The following is a 19,738-nucleotide window of genomic DNA, read 5'->3' as shown; positions in this document are numbered from 1 at the left end:
ACCGATTTGTCATCTTAATGGCATAAGCGACGTTCAGCGCTGAAGAAGGCGCGCTGCTTCCAGGGCAAAATAGGTCAAAATGCCGTCGGCTCCCGCCCGCTTGAAACACATCAACGACTCCAAAATCACCGGTTCTGCCTCTAACCAGCCGTTGTCGAATGCCGCCCGATGCATGGCATACTCGCCGCTCACCTGATAGGCAAAGGTGGGCACCTGTAGCTCGCTTTTGACCCGACGCACCACGTCCAGATAGGGCATGCCCGGCTTGACCATCACCATGTCCGCCCCTTCGGCGATGTCCATCGCCACTTCGTGCAGCGCTTCGTCACCGTTGGCCGGGTCCATCTGGTACGTGCGCTTATCCGCTTTGCCCAGGTTGGCCGCCGAACCGACCGCGTCGCGGAAGGGACCGTAGTACTTGGAGGCGTACTTGGCGCTGTAAGCCATGATGCGCACGTTGTGCAGATGCTCCTGCTCCAGCACTTGGCGAATGGCCCCAATGCGGCCATCCATCATATCGGAAGGCGCGACCACGTCGGCACCCGCCTCAGCGTGGGAGAGCGCCTGTTTGAGCAGAGTGTCGACGGTGCGATCGTTTTGGACGTACCCCTGCTCATCGAGAATGCCGTCCTGCCCGTGGCTGGTATAAGGATCGAGGGCCACATCGGTAATGATCCCCAGCTCGGGCAGCGCTTGTTTGAGCGCACGCACGCTGCGCTGTACGAGGCCACTGGCGTTGTACGCCTCTTCGGCCAGCTCGCTTTTCTGCTCAGGGCCAATCACCGGGAATAGCGCCAGCGCGGGGATGCCCAGGGCATACGCTTCGCGGGCCTGCTCGATCAGCAGGTCGATCGACAGACGCTCGACACCGGGCATCGAAGCGACTGCTTCACGCTGATTTTCACCTTCCAGAACAAATACCGGCAGGATGAGATCGTTGGGCGTCAGCGTCGACTCTTGCATCAGGCGGCGCGAAAAATCGTCCCTGCGCATGCGGCGCATTCGGGTGGCGGGGAAGTGGCGTGGGGTTGAGGTAGTCAACGGCTCTCTCCAAGCAATCGCAATGTGGGTGCCCCGTTCAGGGCTTGGTGTGAGTATATCAGTCATGCCATGCAGCGAAAGCCGCCTTGTGGCAGCGATGGAGACTGACTAAAGTGAGCCATTCAGCCACATGGATGGCTTGGATAAGGAGAGAGGTATGACGAAGCAGGTAGCGGTCGTATTAGCGGGGTGTGGCGTCTTTGATGGTTCGGAGATCTACGAGACTACCTTGACGCTGTTGCGCTTGGATCAGTTGGGCATCGGTTATCGCTGCTTTGCCCCGGACGTGGCGCAGCACCATGTGATCAATCACCTGGACCAATCGCCGGTGGAGGGGGAAACCCGCAACGTACTGCAGGAGTCCGCGCGTTTGGCCCGTGGCGATATCAGCCCGATTACCGAGCTGGAGGCCGACGACTTCGATGCGGTCATCGTGCCGGGGGGATTCGGAGTGGCCAAAAACCTCTCTGATTTCGCCCTGCAGAGCGACAACATGCAGGTATTGGAGAGCGTGAAAGAGGCGCTCGCCGGATTCAAAGAGGATGCCAAGCCCATCGGTTTGATGTGTATTGCCCCGGTGATGGTACCGCGCCTGCTGGGCGATGGCATTGCGGTCACCATTGGCCATGATCCGGGCGTGGCGGGTGCGATCAGCGCCATGGGCGGCCTGCACCGTAGCTGTGGCGTGGAAGATATCGTCGTGGATCACGAGCACCGTGTGGTCACGACCCCGGCGTACATGCTCGCCACGCGTATCAGCGAAGCCGCGACGGGGATTTTCAAGCTGGTGGATCGTATCGATGACATGATGGGGTGATGGTCACGCGGACGCGTGCGCGGGGCCACTCGTAGGGAAAAAGCCTCTGTCATCGTGGGATGACAGAGGCTTTTTAGTGGCTCGTCGCAAGGGCGATGACGCTTACTCGTCGGTGTCGGCCTCTGCGCGGCGTTTACGTACCAAGCGGCCAAACAGCAAGCCGACTTCGTAAAGCAAGTACATGGGAATGGCCAGCAGGCTCTGTGAGATAACATCCGGCGGTGTCAGCAGCATCCCGATCACGAAGCACCCCAGGATGATGTAGGGGCGTTTCTTGGAAAGGCTTTCGACGGTGGTCGCACCGGACAAGATCAGCAGAAAGGTCGCGATGGGAATTTCGAACGCCACCCCAAACGCAAAGAACAGCTTCAACACGAAGTTGAGATACTGGTTGATGTCGGTCATCACCGCGACGTTTTCCGGGCCGGTTTGGGTGAAGAACTCAAACAGCAGCGGAAATACCACGTAGTAAGCGAAGGCCGCACCGGCATAAAACAGCGCCACGCTGGAGACCAAAATGGGGATGGCCAGCATTTTCTCGTTGTCGTACAGCCCCGGTGCGACGAACGCCCAGGCCTGATGCAGCACGAACGGGATGGCAATGAAGACCGCCACTACCAGCGTCAGCTTGAAGGGCGCCAAGAAGGGCGAGGCCACTTCGGTGGCGATCATCTGCGAGCCTGCCGGCAGCAGCGACATCAGCGGGTCGGCCACGAAGCTGTAGATGTCGTTCGCAAACGCGTACAGCCCGAGAAATACCACCAGGATCACCACGATGGCCTTCATCAAGCGCGAACGCAGTTCGATCAGGTGCTCAATGAGGGGCGCTTGGCTTTGGTCGTTATGCGGCTCCTGGGAATCGCCAGACATACTCATTGGTGGTTGCTATCCTTTTGATGATCGGCCTGGTCAGTGGCTGGGGCGTCTTCCCGCACCGTTTTCAGAGCGTCGTCTAGACGAGCGCTGGCGCTGGCCACGCGCTGCTCGGTGGCTTGCTGGTTGGCCGTCGTCTCGCGGTGTGGCTCGGCAATGCTTTCGACGTCCTGCTTGGCTTTCTTCAGGCTGTCGTCGAGTTTTTTCTGCTGCTCGTTCAGCTTCTGCCGCAGCTCTTCCGCTTCCAGTTGGGCGCTGATCTCACGCTGCATGCCGGATACCGTACGCTTGATCTTGCCGATCCATAGCCCCGTGGTGCGTGCCGCTTTAGGCAGCCGCTCAGGGCCGAGCACCAGCAGCGCCACGATGCCAATGAGCATGAGTTCAAGAAAGCCGATATCCAGCATGGGTTATTTGCGCTCTTCGTTGCGGTCGGCAGCAGCGCGTTTCTCTTCGGCCTGCACGTCGTAGGTGTTGCCCGCTTCTTCGTGGCTCACCTTGGCGTGAGGCTGATCGGCGTCCTTCTTGTCGCCCTCTTTCTCCTCTTCGTGCATGGCTTTCTTGAAGCCTTTGACGGCACCGCCTAGGTCGGTGCCCACGTTACGCAGTTTTTTGGTGCCGAAAATCAGGATGATAATGCCCAGAACAATCAGCAACTGCCAAATACTGATACCACCTAACATATGCATTTCCTCATCGGAGCAGGGTTAACGTTGTGATCGGGACGCTTTCTCGTCGTGGCCAGAAATACCGAACCGCCGAGCGAGTTCATCAAGTACCCGCTGATGGTCGAGATCTAGGTGCGACAGCATGACAAGGCTATGAAACCACAGGTCGGCCGTTTCGGCGATCAACGCTTCACGGGCCTCGTCACTGCCGTGCTCGGCATCTTTGGCCGCCAGCAGCGTTTCTGTGGCTTCTTCACCCACTTTTTCGAGTATCTTGTTCAAGCCCTTATGATGCAAGGAGGCAACATAAGAATCTTCTGGATTAGCATGGCGCCGCTGCTTTAAAACGTCAGCAAGGGCATCTAAAACGGGTGCGTGGGTAACGTCGGTCATGGTGTTCTCTTTATCAATCGGCGGCGTCGTTTCGTCAAGTGATTGCATCGTATCAGTGCCAGAGCAGCAGTATTAAGCCGGCACCGGCAGCCGCGAGTATCGGCCAATCCTGAGTGGCAGCCCAACTACTGAGTGGCTGCCAAGCCAGCGCAATAGCGACTAGGGCCAAGCCAATGCGCAGCCGATGCTGGCGTTTACCTTGCTGACTCATTTGGCGGCGCATCTGGCTGATCGCCGTCACCTGCTGATGGCGCTGACGATGCTCATGCTCCATGCGGCTAAGTGCCTGATGCGCCAATACGGGCAGTTCAGGCAGCTGATGAGAAAGCTCCGGTGCTTGGCGCTTGAGCGATTCCCACAGCCCGCCAATGCCTGCCCGCTCTTTCATCCACTTCTCTAAATAGGGCTTGGCGGTGCTCCAAAGGTCCAGGTCGGGGTAGAGCTGGCGGCCCAAACCCTCGATATTGAGCAGCGTCTTTTGCAGCAGCACCAGTTGGGGCTGCACTTCCATATTGAAGCGCCGAGCGGTCTGGAACAGCCCGAGCAGTACCTGCCCAAACGAGATGTCTTTGAGCGGCTTCTCTAGAATGGGCTCGCATACCGTGCGAATGGCGGCGGCAAACTCGTTGGCGCGGGTGTTTTCACCGACCCATCCCGACTCGATGTGCAGCGCGGCGACTTCGTAGTAATCCTGGTGAAAGAAAGCCAGCAGATTGCGCGCCAGGTAGTCCTGATCTTCCCGGGTGAGGCTGCCGACGATGCCGCAGTCGATAGCGATATATTGTGGATCGTCCGGGTCGTCACAGTTTACGAAGATGTTGCCGGGGTGCATGTCAGCATGGAAGAAATTATCGCGGAACACCTGGGTGAAGAAAATTTCCACCCCGCGTTCGGCGAGCTTTTTCAAGTTCGTGCCACGGGCAATGAGCGTCTCCAGATCGGCGACCGGCACGCCGCGAATGCGCTCCTGTACCATGACGTGGCGGCGGGTGTAGGGCCAGTAAATGGTCGGCACGAACAGCAGCGGTGAGTCTTTGAAATTGCGCTTGAGCTGGGAGGTATTGGCGGCCTCTTTGTAGAGATCCAACTCGTCGAACAGCGTCGCCTCGTAATCGCGGATCACCTCGACCGGGCGTAAGCGCCGGGCTTCGGGCACTTTGGCCAGCAGCTTGGCCACCTGGTACATCAAGCCCATGTCTTGACGCATGATACGGTCGATGCCGGGACGGATGATTTTGACCACCACGTCTTCGCCGCTGTGCAGCGTGGCGGCGTGGACTTGGGCAATCGAGGCCGACGCCAAGGGGACACGATCAAAGGCGGCAAACGCCTCCGGCAGCGTCATTTCGAGCTCTTTTTCCACCCGCGCAGCGGCCAGCTCGCCAGGGAAGGGCGGCACTTGGTCTTGCAAGCGCTTTAGCTCGTCGGCGATGTTTTCCGGCAGCAGGTCACGGCGGGTCGAGAGCATTTGGCCGAACTTGATGAAGATCGGCCCCAGCGCCTCCAGCGCCAAACGCAAACGCTCGCCACGGCTGCGCTGCCCAACGGGCACCAGTTGAAGCGGTGATAGCTTCAGTAGTAGGCGCATCCAGAGCGGCAGGCGCTCGGCAGGAATCAAGGTGTCCAAGCGATGCCGCGTGACGACCCAGACGATTTTAAACAGCCGCAGGCTCATCCGCGCTGCTCCTTAGGCGTTGATGGTTCCGCTGGCTGCGTAAGTCGCTTATGGAGACGGTTAAGCCGCGCTTCCAGGCGGTCGGTGGCGATCTCTAGCTCGGTCAGGTGGTCGCGCAGCACGTCGCGCTGCTGGCGGCCGGGCAGCAGGCGCGCTTCCTCGAACACGTACTCCGAGACATCCTGCAGCAGCTCGTCTTTGGCACGCAGCCCCCAGCGGGCCGCACGTCGAATACCTTCCGCCAGGGAGTGAGCAGGCATATCGCCCAGCCAGCGCGCCAGTTCGCCCTCCCAGTCGATATCCAGATCGAACAGCAGATCGCGGGTCGCTTCCAGCAGATGGAGTCGGCCGCGTACGGCCAATTTGCCGTCGAACATCAGCCGCTCGATGGAAGCGCCGCTCAGCCATTCGGAGAGCGTCTCGGGGGTGAGTTCCACGACGGCATCGACGTCGGTCTCTTCCACTTCGTCGCCGTGCTGCAGGTCAATGCCTGATGCGTGGTAGCAGAGCAGCAGCGCGAGCTGGGGCTTCTCCAAACGGACCAGCAAGCGGCTACCTGCCAGCGACGCCAAACGGTTTGGCGCCGCCGGGTCGCGGGCGAGCAGGGCATTGATCGTGCGTTCACATCCGGCCAGCAACAGGGTCGGGGTGACTAGCATGCCGACCTCGTGTTCCAAGGGATCATCGCTGTTTGCTGCTGTGTCATAGTTTGATGCCGCGGTGGAGGGCCACGATACCGCCGGTCAGGTTGGTGTACTCCACCCGTTCCAGGCCTGCGTTCTCCATCATGCCCTTCAGCGTCTCTTGATCCGGGTGCATACGAATCGACTCGGCCAAATAGCGGTAGCTCTCGCCATCACCGGCGACCAGCTCACCCATTTTGGGCAGCAGGCGGAAGGAGTACTCGTCATAGGCTTTGGAGAGCAGCGGGTTGTTGGGTTTCGAGAACTCCAGCACCAGCAGGCGTCCGCCGGGCTTCAGTACCCGCGCCATGGAGCGCAGCGCGGCATCTTTATCGGTGACGTTACGCAGGCCAAAGGCAATAGTGATGCAGTCGAAGCTGTTATCCGGGAAGGGCAGGCACTCGGCGTTGGCCTGCACGTACTCGACGTTGCCGCCCACGCCGTTATCCATCAGCTTGTCGCGGCCGACCTTGAGCATGGAGGCGTTGATATCGGCCAGCACCACTTTGCCACGCGGGCCTACCAAGCGGGAAAACTTGAGGGTGAGGTCGCCAGTGCCGCCCGCAATGTCGAGCACTTGGTGCCCTGGGCGGACACCAGCACGTTCGATGGTGAGTCGCTTCCAGACCCGGTGGATGCCCATGGACATCAGGTCGTTCATCACGTCGTAACGAGCGGCCACCGAATGGAAGACGTCGGCCACGCGGGAGGCTTTCTCGTCGACCGGCACTTCTTGGTAGCCAAAATGGGTAGTGCGCTTTTCCGTGGGGCTCATGGGGCTTTAGCTCCCGAATTCGAGGCGGTAGTTGTCGACCGTTAGGTCATCGCAATCAATGGTTGGCAACATTGTAGCCTTCTCGACCCCAATTTGTCTGCGCCTCGCCTGGGGCAGCGCGTCACAGCTGCTTGAATTGAATGCCTGCAGGCTCGCGAGAGGCCCCTGCCGCCTCCAAGCGCTCGAGATAGTTCTGCCAATAAGCGTCTTGGTGGGTGGCGAGGTCGAAAAGATAGTTCCAGCTATACAGGCCGCTATCGTGGCCGTCGTCGAAGTGCAGTTTGAGGGCGTAGTTACCGGCTTGGGTAATGTTCTGTAAGCCAACATCTTTTTTACCCACTTGCAGCACGGCCGTATCACCGCCGTGGCCGCGCACTTCGGCGGAGGGGGAGTAAACCCTCAAAAGTTCGACGGGAAGCCGGTACGTCTCGCCGCTGGCATAGCCAAGTTCCAGCTCACGCGCCTGCTTATGATAGTGAACCCGGGTGGGCGTCGGGGCGTTCATGGGGGGCACCTCATAACGATCAATCGCAAAAGCAGCCTGCCCGCCAATGCGAGCAGGCTGCCGGTGGCTCTACCGAAAGCGGCGCTTACAAAATGTAGCGCGACAGGTCCTCGTCGACCGCCAGCTCGCCTAGCTGAGCATTGACGTAGTCGGCGTCAATGACCAAGGGGCTGTCCATATCTCCCCCTTTGAACGACGCCTCTTCCAGCAAGCGCTCCATGACCGTGTGCAGACGACGAGCGCCGATGTTCTCGGTTCCTTCGTTCACCTGCCAGGAAATCTCGGCAATGCGTTCGATGCCGTCCGGGGTGAACTCGACGTCGAGCCCTTCTGTGGCCAGCAGTGCTTGATACTGCTTGGTGAGCGAAGCAGAAGGCTCGGTGAGGATCCGCTTGAAGTCGCCCGGTGTGAGCGCATCCAGCTCGACGCGAATGGGCAGACGACCCTGCAGTTCCGGAATGAGGTCGGAAGGCCGCGACAGGTGGAAAGCACCGGAAGCAATGAACAGAATGTGGTCGGTTTTGACCATGCCGTATTTGGTCGACACCGTCGAGCCTTCGATCAGCGGCAGCAGGTCGCGCTGCACGCCCTCGCGGGAGACTTCGCCACCGCTGGATTGGCCACTGCCCTTGGCGACCTTGTCGATCTCGTCCAGGAACACGATGCCGTGCTGCTCGACGGCTTCCACGGCGCGGGCTTTGATCTCTTCTTCGTTGACCAGCTTGCCGGCCTCTTCGTCACGCAGTAGCACCAGCGCCTCTTTGACGGTCACGCGGCGCTGCTCGCGCTTCTGCTGGCCCATGTTGGAGAACAGGCTCTGCAGTTGGCTGGTCATCTCTTCCATGCCCGGCGGGGTCATGATATCGATGCCCTGGCCCTGGGAAGAGATTTCGATATCGATCTCTTTATCGTCGAGCTGGCCTTCGCGCAGCTTTTTGCGGAAGGTCTGGCGGGTGCCGCTATCTTCACGGGGCTTATCTTCCTGGCCCCGGGGCGGCGGCAGCAGCGCATCGAGCACGCGGTCTTCGGCGGCGTCTTCGGCGCGGTGGCCCACTTCCTCTTTGGCATGCTCGCGAACCATCTTGATCGCCGCTTCCATCAGATCGCGAATGATCGACTCGACGTCGCGGCCTACGTAGCCCACTTCGGTGAACTTGGTGGCCTCTACCTTGATGAACGGCGCGCGGGCGAGCTTCGCCAAGCGTCGGGCAATTTCGGTTTTACCTACGCCAGTGGGGCCAATCATCAGAATGTTTTTCGGCGTGACTTCGGGGCGCAGCTCGTCGTCGAGCTGCATGCGGCGCCAGCGATTGCGCAGGGCAATGGCCACGGCGCGCTTGGCATCCTGCTGGCCAATGATGTATTGGTCCAGCGCATGAACGATTTCGCGGGGTGTCATCTGGGTCATAAAGGGGCCTCAACGTTCGTTGATGTTCAGCTCTTCGAGCGTCACGTGGTGATTGGTGAATACGCAGATGTCACCAGCGATGGCGAGGGATTTTTCGGTAATTTCGCGAGCGGACAGCTCGGTGTTCTCGAGCAGCGCTCGGGCGCTGGCCTGGGCAAAGTTGCCGCCAGAGCCAATGGCGATGATGCCGCGCTCCGGCTCGACCACGTCACCGTTACCGGTAATGATCAATGAGGCGCTGTGGTCGGCGACGGCCAACAGCGCTTCCAAACGGCGCAGCGCGCGGTCGGTGCGCCAATCTTTGGCGAGTTCGACGGCGGCTTTGGTCAAATGGCCTTGATACTTTTCGAGCTGCGCTTCGAAACGCTCGAACAGGGTAAACGCATCGGCGGTGCCACCGGCGAAACCGGCCAACACCTTGCCGCGATACAGGCGGCGTACTTTGCTGGCATTGCCTTTCATGACGGTGTTGCCGAGGGAAACTTGTCCATCGCCCGCTAGGGCAACTTGATTACCGCGGCGAACGGAAACAATCGTGGTCATGGAGATAACTCCTTGGGGGAGACGCGCTCCCGATGACTGATCGGCCGCAGCGAGCGGCCGTATAAAAAGCGATTCCCAACAAAATGCGGGCGGCTGATAAAAAATCAACCGCCCGCAAACGAAAGCCATCCGATAAAAGGTGGCGGCAGGCGTGTCACGCCGTGGGGATTAATTCTGTAGCTGGATCAGCAGCGGCTCGATGCCTTGGGTACTCATCAGGTCCTGGGCGCGATTGAGCTCGCGGGTGTCGTCGTAAGGGCCAACCTGAACCCGGTGCCAAGTGTCGCCGTTGGCCTGTACCTCGCTGATCTGCGCCAGCAGGCTCAGGTTGCGCAGGCGGCTGCGCAGCTGCTCGGCATCGCTCAGCTCGCGAAACGAGGCTGCTTGCAGCATGTAGCGGTTCGAAGCACTGGCCGGGGCCTGCTGAACGGCGGCTGCCTGATCACTGGGGCGCGTGTTGGCGGCAATGACCTGGGCAATGGGGTCGTCCGCCGCGCTGTCTGAGGCGCTAGCTGTACTCTCTGACGAGTCCGTCGTGGCCCTATCGCGCTCGGTGTCCTCGTCACTGGCTGCCAAGGTGGGCGGTGTGACGTTGGAAGGCACAGCCCCACCTGGAGCGATGACTTCGGTTTCGGGTAGCAGCGTGTAGAACTCGAAGGTGGGCATCGCCTGTTCGGCAGGCGTTTCGGTTTGCCGCGCGGCGCTGCGTTCGTCACTACCGGCCGGCTTGGGCAGCACCGTGGCCTGGGGTGTCTCGCTTTGCTCCTGCCAGGGAGCCGTGCCGTGCTGGTGCTGAGCGAGGAAGAAACCAGCGGCCACCCCGGCAATCCCCCATAGCCAGCCGGGTATGCGCAGCCCGCCGCCGGAGCGGCGGGGCGATTTGCGCTGCGTGGTGGCTCCGCGGCGGGCGGGCTTATTACGCGGGCTGGCCATGAATTACATCTCCTCTGGGGCGCTGACACCCATCAGATCAAGGCCGTTGCGCAGCACTTGGCGCACTGCCAAGCCCAGCGCCAAGCGAGTATTGCGCAGGGTGTCGTCATCGACCATCACTTTGACCGCGTTGTAGCAGGTGTGGAAGTCACCGGCCAAGTCCAGCAGGTACTGGGCGACTTGTTGCGGCTCGCGGTTCTTGGCGGCGTGTTCGACTACCTCCGGATAGCGGGCCAACCGGTTCAGCACCGCTTTCTCCTGATCGCTATCGAGCAGTGCCAAGTGGGCCGTGGCGATGCTGTGATCGAAGGGTTGGCCTGCCTCTTCGGCTTTGCGCAACATGCTGCACACCCGCGCGTGGGCATACTGAATGTAATACACCGGGTTGTCGTTGGACTGCGACCGGGCGAGGTCGATATCAAAGGTCAACTGAGAGTCCGCGCGCCGTGCCGCCAGGAAGAAGCGCGTGGCGTCACGGCCCACTTCGTCGATCAGGTCGCGCACGGTGACGTAGCTGCCTGCGCGCTTGGAGAGCTTCACTTCGACCCCAGAACGGGTGACCATCACCATCTGGTGCAGCACGTAGTCGGGCCAGCCTGTCGGGATGCCCACTTCTAGCGCTTGCAGCCCCGCCCGCACCCGCGTCACGGTGGAGTGGTGATCGGCGCCCTGCTCGTTGATCACGGTGGTGAAGCCGCGCTGCCACTTGTCGAGGTGGTACGCCACGTCGGGTAGGAAGTAGGTGTAGCCCCCTTCGCGCTTGCGCATCACACGGTCTTTGTCATCGCCGAAGTCGGTGGTGCGCAGCCACATGGCACCGTCTTCTTCATAGGTGTGGCCATTGGCGACCAGTTTTTCGACGGTGGCCTCGACCTTGCCGTCCTCGTAGAGCGAGGACTCCAGGAAGTAAACGTCAAACTCGACGCCAAAGGCTTTGAGGTCTAGATCCTGCTCGCGGCGCAGCCAAGCCACGGCGAAGGCCTGAATGGCGTCCAGGTCGTCTGCATCGGCTTTGGCGGTCACTTCCCGATCATCGGCGGTGACGGTTTTACCTGCCATGTAGTCGTTGGCGACATCGATGATGTATTCGCCGCGGTAGCCATCCTCCGGCCAGCTAGCATCGTCGGGGCCGAGGTGTTTGGCGCGGGCTTGAACGGAGAGCGCCAGGTTTTTGATCTGCGCGCCCGCGTCGTTGTAGTAGAACTCGCGGGTAACGTCGTAGCCGGTGGCTTCCAGCAGGCGGCAGAGACAGTCGCCAATCGCCGCGCCGCGGCCGTGACCAACGTGGAGCGGGCCGGTGGGGTTGGCGGAAACGAACTCCACCTGCACTTTTTCACCCTTACCGATTAGGCTGCGGCCGAAGGCATCGCCGCTATCCAGCACTTGGGCGACGATTTGCGCGGCGGCGTCGGCGGCAGCAAAGAAGTTGATGAACCCTGGGCCGGCAATCTCGGTTTTTTGAATGGCGTCGCTGGCGGGCAGGGCAGCGACGAGGGTATCGGCCAGCTCACGGGGCTTCATGCCGGAGGGCTTGGCCAGCATCAGTGCGAGGTTGGTGGCGTAGTCGCCATGGGCCTTGTCTTTGGTGGGATCCACCTTGATGGCGGGCGTTAAATCGTTGGGCAGCACGCCTTGGTGCTTGAGCGCGTCAACCGCGCCTTCGAGCAGAGAAATAATCGTATCTTTCATGTAAATATCCGGATGTCGTCGGTGGCGGCGTGTGCAGTCGCCCAGAGAATGCAGCGGCAAAGCGGCCATTATCGGCAATTGGCGCGCAGTTTCAAAGCCGTATTCCCTTCGGCGCGCCAGCGTTGTGCGCCCCCTGGCGGTCAGGCCAGGGTTTGTGGGTCGATATCCATCGACCAGCGCACTTTGCGCGCCTCGCGGTTGGCTTCTAGCCACTGCACCAGCCAGTTAGCGGCGGCGTGGCGGTGGCTACGTTTGTCAGCGGTGATCATGACGTGAATGTGGTAGCGGTTTTGGCGACGCTCCATGGGGGCGGGCACGGGCCCCAGGCAGCGCACGGGCAGCTGGGCGTCCTTCAACCACTGGCGCAGCGCCTGGGCGGCGTGTTGAGCCAGCGCGAGCGCCGCCTGCTCCTGTGGGCTTTCTACGCGTAGCAGCGCCATAAAGCAAAACGGCGGCAGCTTGGCGATGCGGCGCTCTTCCAGCAGGTTGCGGGCCAGTGCGCCGTAGCCATGTTCGGCCAGCTGGCCTAGATGTGGGTCATCCGGGTGGAGGGTTTGCACCAGCACACGGCCAGGGTGGGCGGCGCGGCCTGCGCGCCCCGCCACTTGCTCCAATAGCTGTGCGCTGTGCTCTAGGGCGCGGAAGTCCGCCGCGTAGAGGCCGCCATCGGCGTTGACCACCACCACCAAGGTGACGTGGGGCAGGTGGTGGCCTTTGGCGAGCATTTGAGTGCCCACCAGCAGGCAGGGTTCGCCGCGATGAATCTCTTTGAGCACCTGCTCGAAGCTCTCTTTTTTGCGCGTGCTGTCGCGGTCGATACGGTGAACGGTGGTGTTAGGGAACAGCCCTTGTAGCGTCTCCTCGGTGCGCTCCGTGCCGCTACCCAGCGCACGCAAATCGCCGCTGCCGCACTCTGGGCAGGCATCGGGCAGCGCTCGGCGGCTATCGCAGTGGTGGCAGGCCAGCAGCGGCGGCTGGCGGTGTAGCGTCATACGCGCATCGCACTGGCCGCACTCGGCCATCCAGCCGCAGCTATGACAAGCCAGACTCGGCGCAAAGCCGCGCCGGTTGATGAATACCAGCGCCTGCTTGCCCGCCGCAAGCGTGCTTTTGATGGCTTTGATGGCCCCCGGCAGCAGCCCACCTTGGCGGCGCTGATGACGCAGGTCGATCAGCTCTAACTTAGCGGGCGGGTGACGGCTAGGCCGCTGGGTCAGCCGCAGGTGGCGGTAAGCGCCCGTAAGCGCCTGCTGCAGGCTTTCAAACGAAGGCGTCGCGCTGCCCAGCAGCAGGGGAATGCCGTGATAGTGCGCTCTGGCAACGGCAAGGTCCCGCGCGTGGTAGCGCAGCCCGTCGTGCTGTTTGTACGAGCCGTCGTGCTCCTCGTCGACGATGATTGCCCCAGGGTTCGCCAGCGGGGTGAAAATAGCCGAGCGGGTGCCGATGATCACCAGCGCACGGCCGTTGGCGGCGGCTTCCCAGACATCCAAGCGCTCTGGGTCGGTAAGCCCGGAGTGCAGCGCCACCACCGGTACGCGAAAGCGGCTTTTGAACCGCGCGAGCGTTTGTGGCGTGAGGCCAATTTCGGGCACGAGCACCAGGGACTGCTTTCCTTTGGCAGCGAGCGCTTCGATGAGCTGTAAGTAAATCTCGGTCTTACCGCTGCCGGTCACGCCTTCCAATAAACAGGGGTGGTAGCCGTCGAGTTTTTCATGCAGCACGGCGAGCGCAGCGGCCTGTTCACGGTTGAGCGGCAGCGACGGCGAGGCGAGTAAGCTTCCGCCGGTGGGTTGAGCGGCAGTCAGGGTGATCTCTTGAGGCTCGGTAAAGCCCTTCTTTTGCAGCGCTAATAGCTGGTCCCGAGTGAAGCCATGGGCGCTCACGGCGCGGCCTGGAAGTCCGTGGGGGTGCTGGCGAAGAAGCGCATAAAGCGCTGCCTGTTTAGGCGCGCGCGCCAGGGCCGTTTCATCGTTGGGGAGAGGAAGCCACAGGGTTTGGGTGCGCCCTGCCATCGGGTGACCCTGACGCAGCCTGGCGGGCATGGCGTGCTGCAGGGTATCGCCCAGGCTGTGCTGGTAGTAACGCGCCGCAAAGTGGCACAGCCACTGCCAGTCGCTGGGCAGGGGGGCGTCATCCAACGCCTCGCTAATAGCGCGTAGCTGCGCGCGGGGGAGCTCGCTGCCGGTGGCGAGGGAGACCACCACGCCCACCACCTCTCGGCGGCCAAACGGAACACGCACCCGGAGCCCCGGCTGCCAGCCACAGGCGGGCGCGCGCGGGGCCGGTAGATAGTCAAACAGGCGGCGCAGCGGCGATGGCAGCGCCACTTTCACTACCTGAAAAGCGCCTTGAGGCTGCCCCTGGGTAGGGGGCGTTGAAGAAACAGGATCGGACAATTGGCCTCCGGCGATTAGTTTGCTAGAATGCGCGGCCGCTCTGAATCTATCGGATGGAGCGGTTAACCGGTTAGCAGTTTTTTCAAACCCGTATGCGGTGCCTGGCAATGGATCAGGTGGCGGCATATAGCTCATGAGGCTCAAGATGAAACAAGGTATCCACCCGAATTACAACACGGTCACCGCCAACTGTTCTTGCGGTGCAAGCTTCCAGGTCGGTTCTACTTCTGGTCAGGACTTCTCTCTGGACGTGTGCTCCAACTGCCACCCGTTCTACACCGGTAAGCAGAAGCAAGCGACCACTGGTGGCCGCGTAGAGCGCTTCAACAAGCGTTTCGGCGCTGCTATCAAGCGCGGCTAATCCTAACGGATTCAGCCTATCGCAGGCACGTCTCGTGCTCTGTGCAAAAGCCCACGCCACGGCGTGGGCTTTTTGTCCCTAAAAGGCTACGCTTTTGGTTAGCCTCGTCGGCCGCTCTCTCCCGCTGCCAATAGCGGACGCATCGATCTCTCCTCGCTGACCAAGCAATCTCTCTTTGTTTCTTGTTAGCTTTTCCACAGGGCGATTGCGCCCAGTGGGTGTGGATAACTCTCTTGTTGTTCTATTGGAATTTATTTCCAAAAATACTGCACTGCATCAATAAGGAAACCTTTATAGCTGATAGCGTGAAGTATAAGTTGCAGCAAATAACGTAGAAAAGTTTCGAAATGGAGGGGAAAGTGGCTAAAACGGTCGTTTCGTAGGTAAGTTTACTACGTGCTTGAGGCGCCTAGGGTTTTTCTATATTCTGATACGACTTTTCTACTTTAGGCTGATGAGACCTTGACCATGACGGATGCAAACAAGCAGGCAGCTTTGGATTATCACGCTAAACCGATCCCCGGTAAGCTTTCCGTGGAGTTGACCAAGCCCACTGCTACCGCTCGGGACTTGGCACTGGCGTATAGCCCAGGCGTTGCCGAGCCGGTTCGCGAAATCGCTCGCGAAGCGGAAAATGCGTACCGTTATACCGGCAAAGGTAATCTGGTCGCGGTCATTTCGGACGGCAGTGCGATTCTGGGCTTGGGCAATCTTGGCCCGCTGGCCAGCAAGCCGGTCATGGAAGGCAAAGGCGTGCTGTTCAAGTGTTTTGCGGGCATTAACTCCGTTGATATCGAAGTAGACGCCGAAAGCCCTCAAGCGTTTATCGACACCGTTGCCCGCATTGCCGATACCTGGGGCGGCATTAACCTGGAAGACATCAAAGCGCCCGAGTGTTTCGAGATCGAAAAAGCCTTGGTCGAGCGCTGTAGTATCCCCGTCTTCCACGATGATCAGCACGGCACGGCAATTGTGACCGCTGCGGGCATGCTCAACGCGCTGGATATCGCGGTCAAGCGCATCGAAGACGTGAAAATCGTCTGCATGGGCGCAGGCGCGGCGGCGATTGCCTGCATGCGTCTGCTGATCTCCTGCGGTGCCAAGAAAGAGAACCTGGTCATGCTGGATCGTCGCGGCGTGATTCACACTGACCGTGACGGTATCAACGAGTACAAGGCGGAGTTTGCCCGCGATACCGACATGCGCACGTTGGACGATGCCATCGACGGGGCAGACGTGTTTATCGGCCTTTCTGGCCCGGGCCTGCTCTCTGCGGAGCAGGTGAAGAAAATGGCCGCTGACCCGGTGATTTTCGCCTGCACCAACCCCGACCCGGAAATTCACCCGGACGTAGCCCGCGAAGCGCGCCCAGATGTGATCATGGCTACTGGCCGTTCGGACTTCCCGAACCAGGTGAACAACGTGCTGGGCTTCCCGTTCATCTTCCGCGGTGCGTTGGATGTGCGCGCAACGCGCATTAACGAAGCCATGAAGCTGGCGGCGGTGCATGCACTGAAAGATCTGGCCCGCGAGCCTGTGCCGCAGGAAGTGCTGAACGCCTACGAGCGTACCGAGATGAGCTTCGGGCGTGATTACATCATTCCCACCCCGGTGGATATCCGCCTGCTGGAACGCGTCTCCTCAGCAGTGGCCCAAGCAGCGGTCGACTCCGGTGTGGCCCGCAAGCCGTACCCGGCTCACTACCCGCTGAAAACCATTAATGACGTGTATGGTGGGTAATTAACAAGGCCACTTAGGTCAGGACAGCCCGTAACGGGGGTCTTTCGCCATGGCCGAAAAATGCTCCCTGCAATTTCGGCATTTCCACCATCCATGGCGGTCAGATGGCGAAAGTAGCGCCCAAGGACGGGTTTACAGCGCCCCCGTCTAGGGTTGTGCTGACCGGTATTTTACAACGCCCGCACACTGCGGGCGTTGCTGTTTTTAGAGGTGTTCAAAGCAGAGGCTCAAGACTGCGGATAGCGCACCAACCCCTCTTGCGCCGTCGAGGCCACCAAACGCCCATCGCGGCGATAGATGTGACCCCTCGCCAAGCCCCGTGCGCCGCCGGTCCAGGGGGAGTCGATGGCGTACAGCAGCCACTCGTCTAGCCGCGTATCTTCGTGCACCCAAATGGCATGGTCGAGACTGGCGATGCGCAGTTTCGGGTCGGTGTACTTGATGCCGTGAGGAATCAGTCCGGTGGTCAGTAGGTTGAAATCCGATGCATACGAGAGCAGGTGACGATGCAGCGCCGGGTCGTCCGGTAGCGGCCCACCAGCAAAGCGGAACCACAGACACTGCCCCGCCGGTGACGCGCTGTCCGGGTTATCCTTCAAGTGCAAAAACTCGATAGGGTGGCCGGGGAAGCGCGCGTGTTTGGCATCGCCGCTCTCTATAAGCGCTTCCGGCGTGGGCACTTGTGGCATGGCCCGCTGATGATTGATGCTCTCTTCAGCACTTTGGAAAGAGGCGCTGCAGAAGAAAATCGGTCGCCCTTTCTGAATAGCGGTCACCCGCCGGGTGGTAAAACTGCCGCCATCGCGGATGGTATCGACCTGATACACCACCGGGCGATGCGGGTCGCCTGGGCGCAAAAAATAGCCGTGCTGGGAGTGCGGGCGGCGCTCATCCGGCACCGTGCGCGCCGCAGCGGCCAGTGCCTGGCCCAACACTTGGCCGCCATACAGTTGAGGAAAGCCCAAATCTTGGCTTTGGCCGCGAAAGAGCGTCTCTTCAAGGGTTTCAAGCTCTAACAAGCTGACCAGTGACTTCAGCGCATCGTTCATTCTCTGTATCCTTGGTGCTATCCGTTTTCCCGCCGATGATTGAAAGCGCACCCAGTGCGGCCATCACGCTATTAAAACGATCGTTTTGCTACCTTAGCGGAGTTTGCCTTGATACGCAGCGATGAATTTTACATGCACCGCGCCATGGACCAAGCGCACCTAGCGTTTGCCGCCGGGGAAGTGCCGGTGGGCGCGGTGGTGGTGGATACCCAGGGGGAGATCATCGGCGCTGGCCACAATGCACCGCTGGCAAGCTGCGACCCCAGCGGCCACGCCGAGGTGCGCGCGCTACGCGAGGCGGGGCAGCGGCTGGGCAACTACCGTTTAGAGGGCTGCACGCTGTTTGTGACGCTAGAGCCCTGCATGATGTGCGCAGGCACCATGGTGCATGCGCGCATTGCCCGTTTGGTATACGGCGCGCCCGAGCCACGCACTGGCATGGTGGAGTCAAAGGCCAATCTGCTTGCCCAGCCCTGGTTCAACCATCAGATCGCAGTGACGGGCGGCGTGCTGGCGACGCCCGCCAAGCGGTTGCTCAAGCAGTTCTTTGCCGAGAAGCGCTAGCCAGATTGCGGCTCGATAGGGGGCACGATATCGAACAGCAGCAGCGGCTCTTCGCTGGTGGGCGCCTGCTCTAGCTGAAAGAATTGCTGTCGGCTGCGCTCCACGTACTCGATCATCTCGTAGTAGCGCCGGATGTTGCGCACGTAGATGACCGGCTCGCCGCCACGGGCATAGCCATGGCGGGTTTGGCTATGCCACTCACGCTCCTGTAAGAGCGGGAGCGCTGCGCGAACGTCCTGCCAGCGATCCGGATCGCCGCCACGCATCTCGGCAATCTTACGGGCATCGTAAAGGTGGCCAAGACCGACATTGTAGGCCGCCATGGCCATGTAGAGTCGGTCATCCCCGGTAATGCTGTCTGGAAGTCGGTCTTTAATGCTGCGCAGGTAGCGCGCGCCGCCATCGATACTCTGTGCGGCGTCGGTGCGGTCGGCCACGCCCATCTCGCTGGCGGTGGGGTTGGTCAGCATCATCAGGCCGCGAACCCCGGTGGGTGAGACGGCGGTCGGGTCCCAGTGCGACTCTTGATACCCGACGGCGGCCAGTAGCTTCCAATCAAAGCCGGTATCGCGGGCCGCTTGCTTGAATAGCTCGGTGTAGTTGGGAAGGCGCTCATCGAGATGGGCGAGGAACGTGCGGGTGCCCACGTACTCCAGATAGTCGTCATGGCCGAAGTAGCGGCTCACCAGCTGTTGCAGGGTGCCGTTCTCTTGCAGCTCCTGGAGAAATTGATTGGCGGCTTCTAATAATCCAAGCCCGCGGCCGCTAGGCACGGCCCATGCCAGAGAGAGCGGCTCGCCTAGAAAAAAACCGCGTTCGACGTTTGGGAAAAACAGCCGGTTCAAACGAAACTGGTGATCAAAAATGATCGCCGCATCTAAAATACCGTTCTCTACTCGCGCCAACAGTTCGGCCACTTCAAGCTCGTGAGACTCTTTCCAGCTAAGGTTGGGGTAGTCACGTTGAAGGGCGCGCAGCGCTTGGCTGGTGCCCGCCTCGCTCAGCGTGCCCAGCTCCAGGCCCACGAGATCTGCCGGCTCATCGATGCCGTTGAGCCCGCGGCGATACACCACCAGCGGCTGCATCTGAATGATGGAGCGGGTGTAGTGAATGCCCGGTGAGTCTGCCAGTAGGGGGAGGGCGGCAGCGCCTAAGTCGCCCTGCTCGCGCACGGCGGGAAGCACGCTCTCCGGGTGATGGCTCGCGTTCAGATTGAGGCTGACCCCCAGGTAGTCCGCAAAGCGGTGCATCAGCTCATACTCGAAGCCGGTCGGCCCTTGGCGGCCTTCGTAATAGGTGGTGGGGGTGTTGCGAGTATGAATCGTGATGAACTCTTTCGCTTGAATTTGCGCAAGGTGTTCACCGCTCGTCATGGACGCACTGCGCGGCACTAAAATCAGAAGAAGTGTCGCGATCATCGCGAAATACGCCCGGTAATGAGCGATAAAATGTTGGGCAATCGATGTCGGCATGAGGGCTGGTCAACATGGAACAGTCTGCCACGATACCCAGCCTGCCAGGCGCTGTCACCTTGTTGATTTCGTGTGGACGCCGCTTTCCAGTATCATAGTGGGATTGCCGCGTAGCGGCCCGGTGATTTCCTGCTCGAACTCTCCCTGCTTTAG

The 19,738-nt window shown here is 60.6% G+C and carries 20 protein-coding genes; 4 read left to right on the top strand and 16 right to left on the bottom strand.

Features of this window, described 5'->3' with window-relative positions; genetic code table 11:
- Positions 1–33 precede the first annotated feature (33 nt).
- A complete protein-coding gene (gene hemB, locus AB6K10_RS00620; protein WP_253017488.1) occupies positions 34–1,041 on the bottom strand; it encodes a porphobilinogen synthase in 1,008 nt (335 codons plus the stop codon).
- A gap of 157 nt (positions 1,042–1,198) precedes the next feature.
- Here hemB and elbB point away from each other — a divergent pair, with 157 nt between their 5' ends.
- Entirely contained in the window at positions 1,199–1,858 is a 660-nt protein-coding gene (gene elbB / locus AB6K10_RS00615; protein ID WP_159343168.1) for an isoprenoid biosynthesis glyoxalase ElbB, read from the top strand.
- 102 nt (positions 1,859–1,960) lie between these two features.
- On the opposite strand, the gene tatC is transcribed toward elbB, so the two are convergent.
- The 13 genes from tatC to AB6K10_RS00550 all read right to left on the bottom strand — a co-directional run bounded on the left by tatC (position 1,961) and on the right by AB6K10_RS00550 (position 14,525).
- Positions 1,961–2,734 carry a twin-arginine translocase subunit TatC gene (tatC, locus tag AB6K10_RS00610; protein ID WP_159343167.1) on the bottom strand — a complete coding sequence of 258 codons (774 nt, stop codon included), beginning with the start codon at positions 2,732–2,734 and terminating at the stop codon, positions 1,961–1,963.
- On the bottom strand, positions 2,731–3,138 hold the full coding sequence (tatB, locus tag AB6K10_RS00605; protein WP_285262882.1) for a Sec-independent protein translocase protein TatB: 408 nt from the start codon (positions 3,136–3,138) through the stop codon (positions 2,731–2,733). The genes tatC and tatB overlap by 4 nt, the downstream gene beginning before the upstream one ends.
- Before the next feature lie 3 nt (positions 3,139–3,141).
- Positions 3,142–3,414, bottom strand: coding sequence for a Sec-independent protein translocase subunit TatA (tatA, locus tag AB6K10_RS00600; protein ID WP_159343165.1), 273 nt, complete (start codon positions 3,412–3,414; stop codon positions 3,142–3,144).
- Between the two features lie 24 nt (positions 3,415–3,438).
- A complete protein-coding gene (locus AB6K10_RS00595; RefSeq protein WP_285262883.1) occupies positions 3,439–3,792 on the bottom strand; it encodes a phosphoribosyl-ATP diphosphatase in 354 nt (117 codons plus the stop codon).
- Between the two features lie 52 nt (positions 3,793–3,844).
- The gene (ubiB, locus tag AB6K10_RS00590) at positions 3,845–5,467 is read right to left on the bottom strand and encodes a ubiquinone biosynthesis regulatory protein kinase UbiB (protein ID WP_339117748.1); all 1,623 of its coding nucleotides are present in this window, start codon (positions 5,465–5,467) and stop codon (positions 3,845–3,847) included.
- Positions 5,464–6,126, bottom strand: a complete 663-nt coding sequence (locus AB6K10_RS00585; protein WP_285262885.1) for an SCP2 domain-containing protein — start codon at positions 6,124–6,126, stop codon at positions 5,464–5,466. The genes ubiB and AB6K10_RS00585 overlap by 4 nt, the downstream gene beginning before the upstream one ends.
- A gap of 43 nt (positions 6,127–6,169) precedes the next feature.
- Positions 6,170–6,925 carry a bifunctional demethylmenaquinone methyltransferase/2-methoxy-6-polyprenyl-1,4-benzoquinol methylase UbiE gene (gene ubiE / locus AB6K10_RS00580; RefSeq protein WP_159343162.1) on the bottom strand — a complete coding sequence of 252 codons (756 nt, stop codon included), beginning with the start codon at positions 6,923–6,925 and terminating at the stop codon, positions 6,170–6,172.
- A 121-nt stretch (positions 6,926–7,046) separates the two neighbouring features.
- The gene (locus tag AB6K10_RS00575; protein WP_153842493.1) at positions 7,047–7,430 is read right to left on the bottom strand and encodes a gamma-butyrobetaine hydroxylase-like domain-containing protein; all 384 of its coding nucleotides are present in this window, start codon (positions 7,428–7,430) and stop codon (positions 7,047–7,049) included.
- A gap of 85 nt (positions 7,431–7,515) precedes the next feature.
- Positions 7,516–8,838 (bottom strand): ATP-dependent protease ATPase subunit HslU, encoded by a 1,323-nt coding sequence (gene hslU / locus AB6K10_RS00570; protein ID WP_159343161.1) that lies wholly within the window; start codon positions 8,836–8,838, stop codon positions 7,516–7,518.
- 9 nt (positions 8,839–8,847) lie between these two features.
- Positions 8,848–9,381: an ATP-dependent protease subunit HslV gene (gene hslV / locus AB6K10_RS00565; RefSeq protein ID WP_044630495.1), complete on the bottom strand. Its 534-nt coding sequence runs from the start codon at positions 9,379–9,381 to the stop codon at positions 8,848–8,850.
- 168 nt (positions 9,382–9,549) lie between these two features.
- Positions 9,550–10,314 (bottom strand): SPOR domain-containing protein, encoded by a 765-nt coding sequence (locus AB6K10_RS00560; RefSeq protein WP_159343160.1) that lies wholly within the window; start codon positions 10,312–10,314, stop codon positions 9,550–9,552.
- Positions 10,315–10,317: 3 nt separating this feature from the next.
- Positions 10,318–12,003, bottom strand: a complete 1,686-nt coding sequence (argS, locus tag AB6K10_RS00555; RefSeq protein ID WP_159343159.1) for an arginine--tRNA ligase — start codon at positions 12,001–12,003, stop codon at positions 10,318–10,320.
- 140 nt (positions 12,004–12,143) lie between these two features.
- Positions 12,144–14,525 (bottom strand): primosomal protein N', encoded by a 2,382-nt coding sequence (locus AB6K10_RS00550; RefSeq protein ID WP_339117747.1) that lies wholly within the window; start codon positions 14,523–14,525, stop codon positions 12,144–12,146.
- A 19-nt stretch (positions 14,526–14,544) separates the two neighbouring features.
- On the opposite strand from AB6K10_RS00550, the gene rpmE reads away from it, so the two are divergent.
- A complete protein-coding gene (gene rpmE / locus AB6K10_RS00545; protein WP_044630499.1) occupies positions 14,545–14,760 on the top strand; it encodes a 50S ribosomal protein L31 in 216 nt (71 codons plus the stop codon).
- A gap of 468 nt (positions 14,761–15,228) precedes the next feature.
- Positions 15,229–16,500 (top strand): malic enzyme-like NAD(P)-binding protein, encoded by a 1,272-nt coding sequence (locus tag AB6K10_RS00540; protein WP_339117746.1) that lies wholly within the window; start codon positions 15,229–15,231, stop codon positions 16,498–16,500.
- A gap of 227 nt (positions 16,501–16,727) precedes the next feature.
- Here AB6K10_RS00540 and AB6K10_RS00535 read toward each other — a convergent pair whose 3' ends face one another.
- Entirely contained in the window at positions 16,728–17,549 is an 822-nt protein-coding gene (locus tag AB6K10_RS00535) for an acyl-CoA thioesterase II (RefSeq protein WP_339117745.1), read from the bottom strand.
- A 111-nt stretch (positions 17,550–17,660) separates the two neighbouring features.
- Between AB6K10_RS00535 and tadA the strand changes: the two genes are divergently transcribed.
- Positions 17,661–18,113, top strand: a complete 453-nt coding sequence (tadA, locus tag AB6K10_RS00530; RefSeq protein WP_339119581.1) for a tRNA adenosine(34) deaminase TadA — start codon at positions 17,661–17,663, stop codon at positions 18,111–18,113.
- Here the strand turns inward: tadA and mltF are convergent.
- Positions 18,110–19,585, bottom strand: coding sequence for a membrane-bound lytic murein transglycosylase MltF (gene mltF / locus AB6K10_RS00525; protein WP_339117744.1), 1,476 nt, complete (start codon positions 19,583–19,585; stop codon positions 18,110–18,112). The genes tadA and mltF overlap by 4 nt on opposite strands.
- Positions 19,586–19,738: the final 153 nt, after the last annotated feature.

This window comes from Halomonas sp. BMC6 (genome assembly GCF_964204995.1).
Classification (GTDB): Bacteria; Pseudomonadota; Gammaproteobacteria; order Pseudomonadales; family Halomonadaceae; genus Vreelandella.
This window is presented reverse-complemented; position numbering and strand designations above follow the sequence as displayed.

Excerpts from the sequence above, each read along its gene's own strand:
- elbB (WP_159343168.1), top strand. The coding sequence starts at position 1,199 with ATGACGAAGCAGGTAGCGGTCGTATTAGCGGGGTGTGGCGTCTTTGAT.
- tatC (WP_159343167.1), bottom strand. The coding sequence starts at position 2,734 with ATGAGTATGTCTGGCGATTCCCAGGAGCCGCATAACGACCAAAGCCAA.
- tatB (WP_285262882.1), bottom strand. The coding sequence starts at position 3,138 with ATGCTGGATATCGGCTTTCTTGAACTCATGCTCATTGGCATCGTGGCG.
- tatA (WP_159343165.1), bottom strand. The coding sequence starts at position 3,414 with ATGTTAGGTGGTATCAGTATTTGGCAGTTGCTGATTGTTCTGGGCATT.
- AB6K10_RS00595 (WP_285262883.1), bottom strand. The coding sequence starts at position 3,792 with ATGACCGACGTTACCCACGCACCCGTTTTAGATGCCCTTGCTGACGTT.
- ubiB (WP_339117748.1), bottom strand. The coding sequence starts at position 5,467 with ATGAGCCTGCGGCTGTTTAAAATCGTCTGGGTCGTCACGCGGCATCGC.
- AB6K10_RS00585 (WP_285262885.1), bottom strand. The coding sequence starts at position 6,126 with ATGCTAGTCACCCCGACCCTGTTGCTGGCCGGATGTGAACGCACGATC.
- ubiE (WP_159343162.1), bottom strand. The coding sequence starts at position 6,925 with ATGAGCCCCACGGAAAAGCGCACTACCCATTTTGGCTACCAAGAAGTG.
- AB6K10_RS00575 (WP_153842493.1), bottom strand. The coding sequence starts at position 7,430 with ATGAACGCCCCGACGCCCACCCGGGTTCACTATCATAAGCAGGCGCGT.
- hslU (WP_159343161.1), bottom strand. The coding sequence starts at position 8,838 with ATGACCCAGATGACACCCCGCGAAATCGTTCATGCGCTGGACCAATAC.
- hslV (WP_044630495.1), bottom strand. The coding sequence starts at position 9,381 with ATGACCACGATTGTTTCCGTTCGCCGCGGTAATCAAGTTGCCCTAGCG.
- AB6K10_RS00560 (WP_159343160.1), bottom strand. The coding sequence starts at position 10,314 with ATGGCCAGCCCGCGTAATAAGCCCGCCCGCCGCGGAGCCACCACGCAG.
- argS (WP_159343159.1), bottom strand. The coding sequence starts at position 12,003 with ATGAAAGATACGATTATTTCTCTGCTCGAAGGCGCGGTTGACGCGCTC.
- AB6K10_RS00550 (WP_339117747.1), bottom strand. The coding sequence starts at position 14,525 with ATGCCGCCACCTGATCCATTGCCAGGCACCGCATACGGGTTTGAAAAA.
- rpmE (WP_044630499.1), top strand. The coding sequence starts at position 14,545 with ATGAAACAAGGTATCCACCCGAATTACAACACGGTCACCGCCAACTGT.
- AB6K10_RS00540 (WP_339117746.1), top strand. The coding sequence starts at position 15,229 with ATGACGGATGCAAACAAGCAGGCAGCTTTGGATTATCACGCTAAACCG.
- AB6K10_RS00535 (WP_339117745.1), bottom strand. The coding sequence starts at position 17,549 with ATGAACGATGCGCTGAAGTCACTGGTCAGCTTGTTAGAGCTTGAAACC.
- mltF (WP_339117744.1), bottom strand. The coding sequence starts at position 19,585 with ATGCCGACATCGATTGCCCAACATTTTATCGCTCATTACCGGGCGTAT.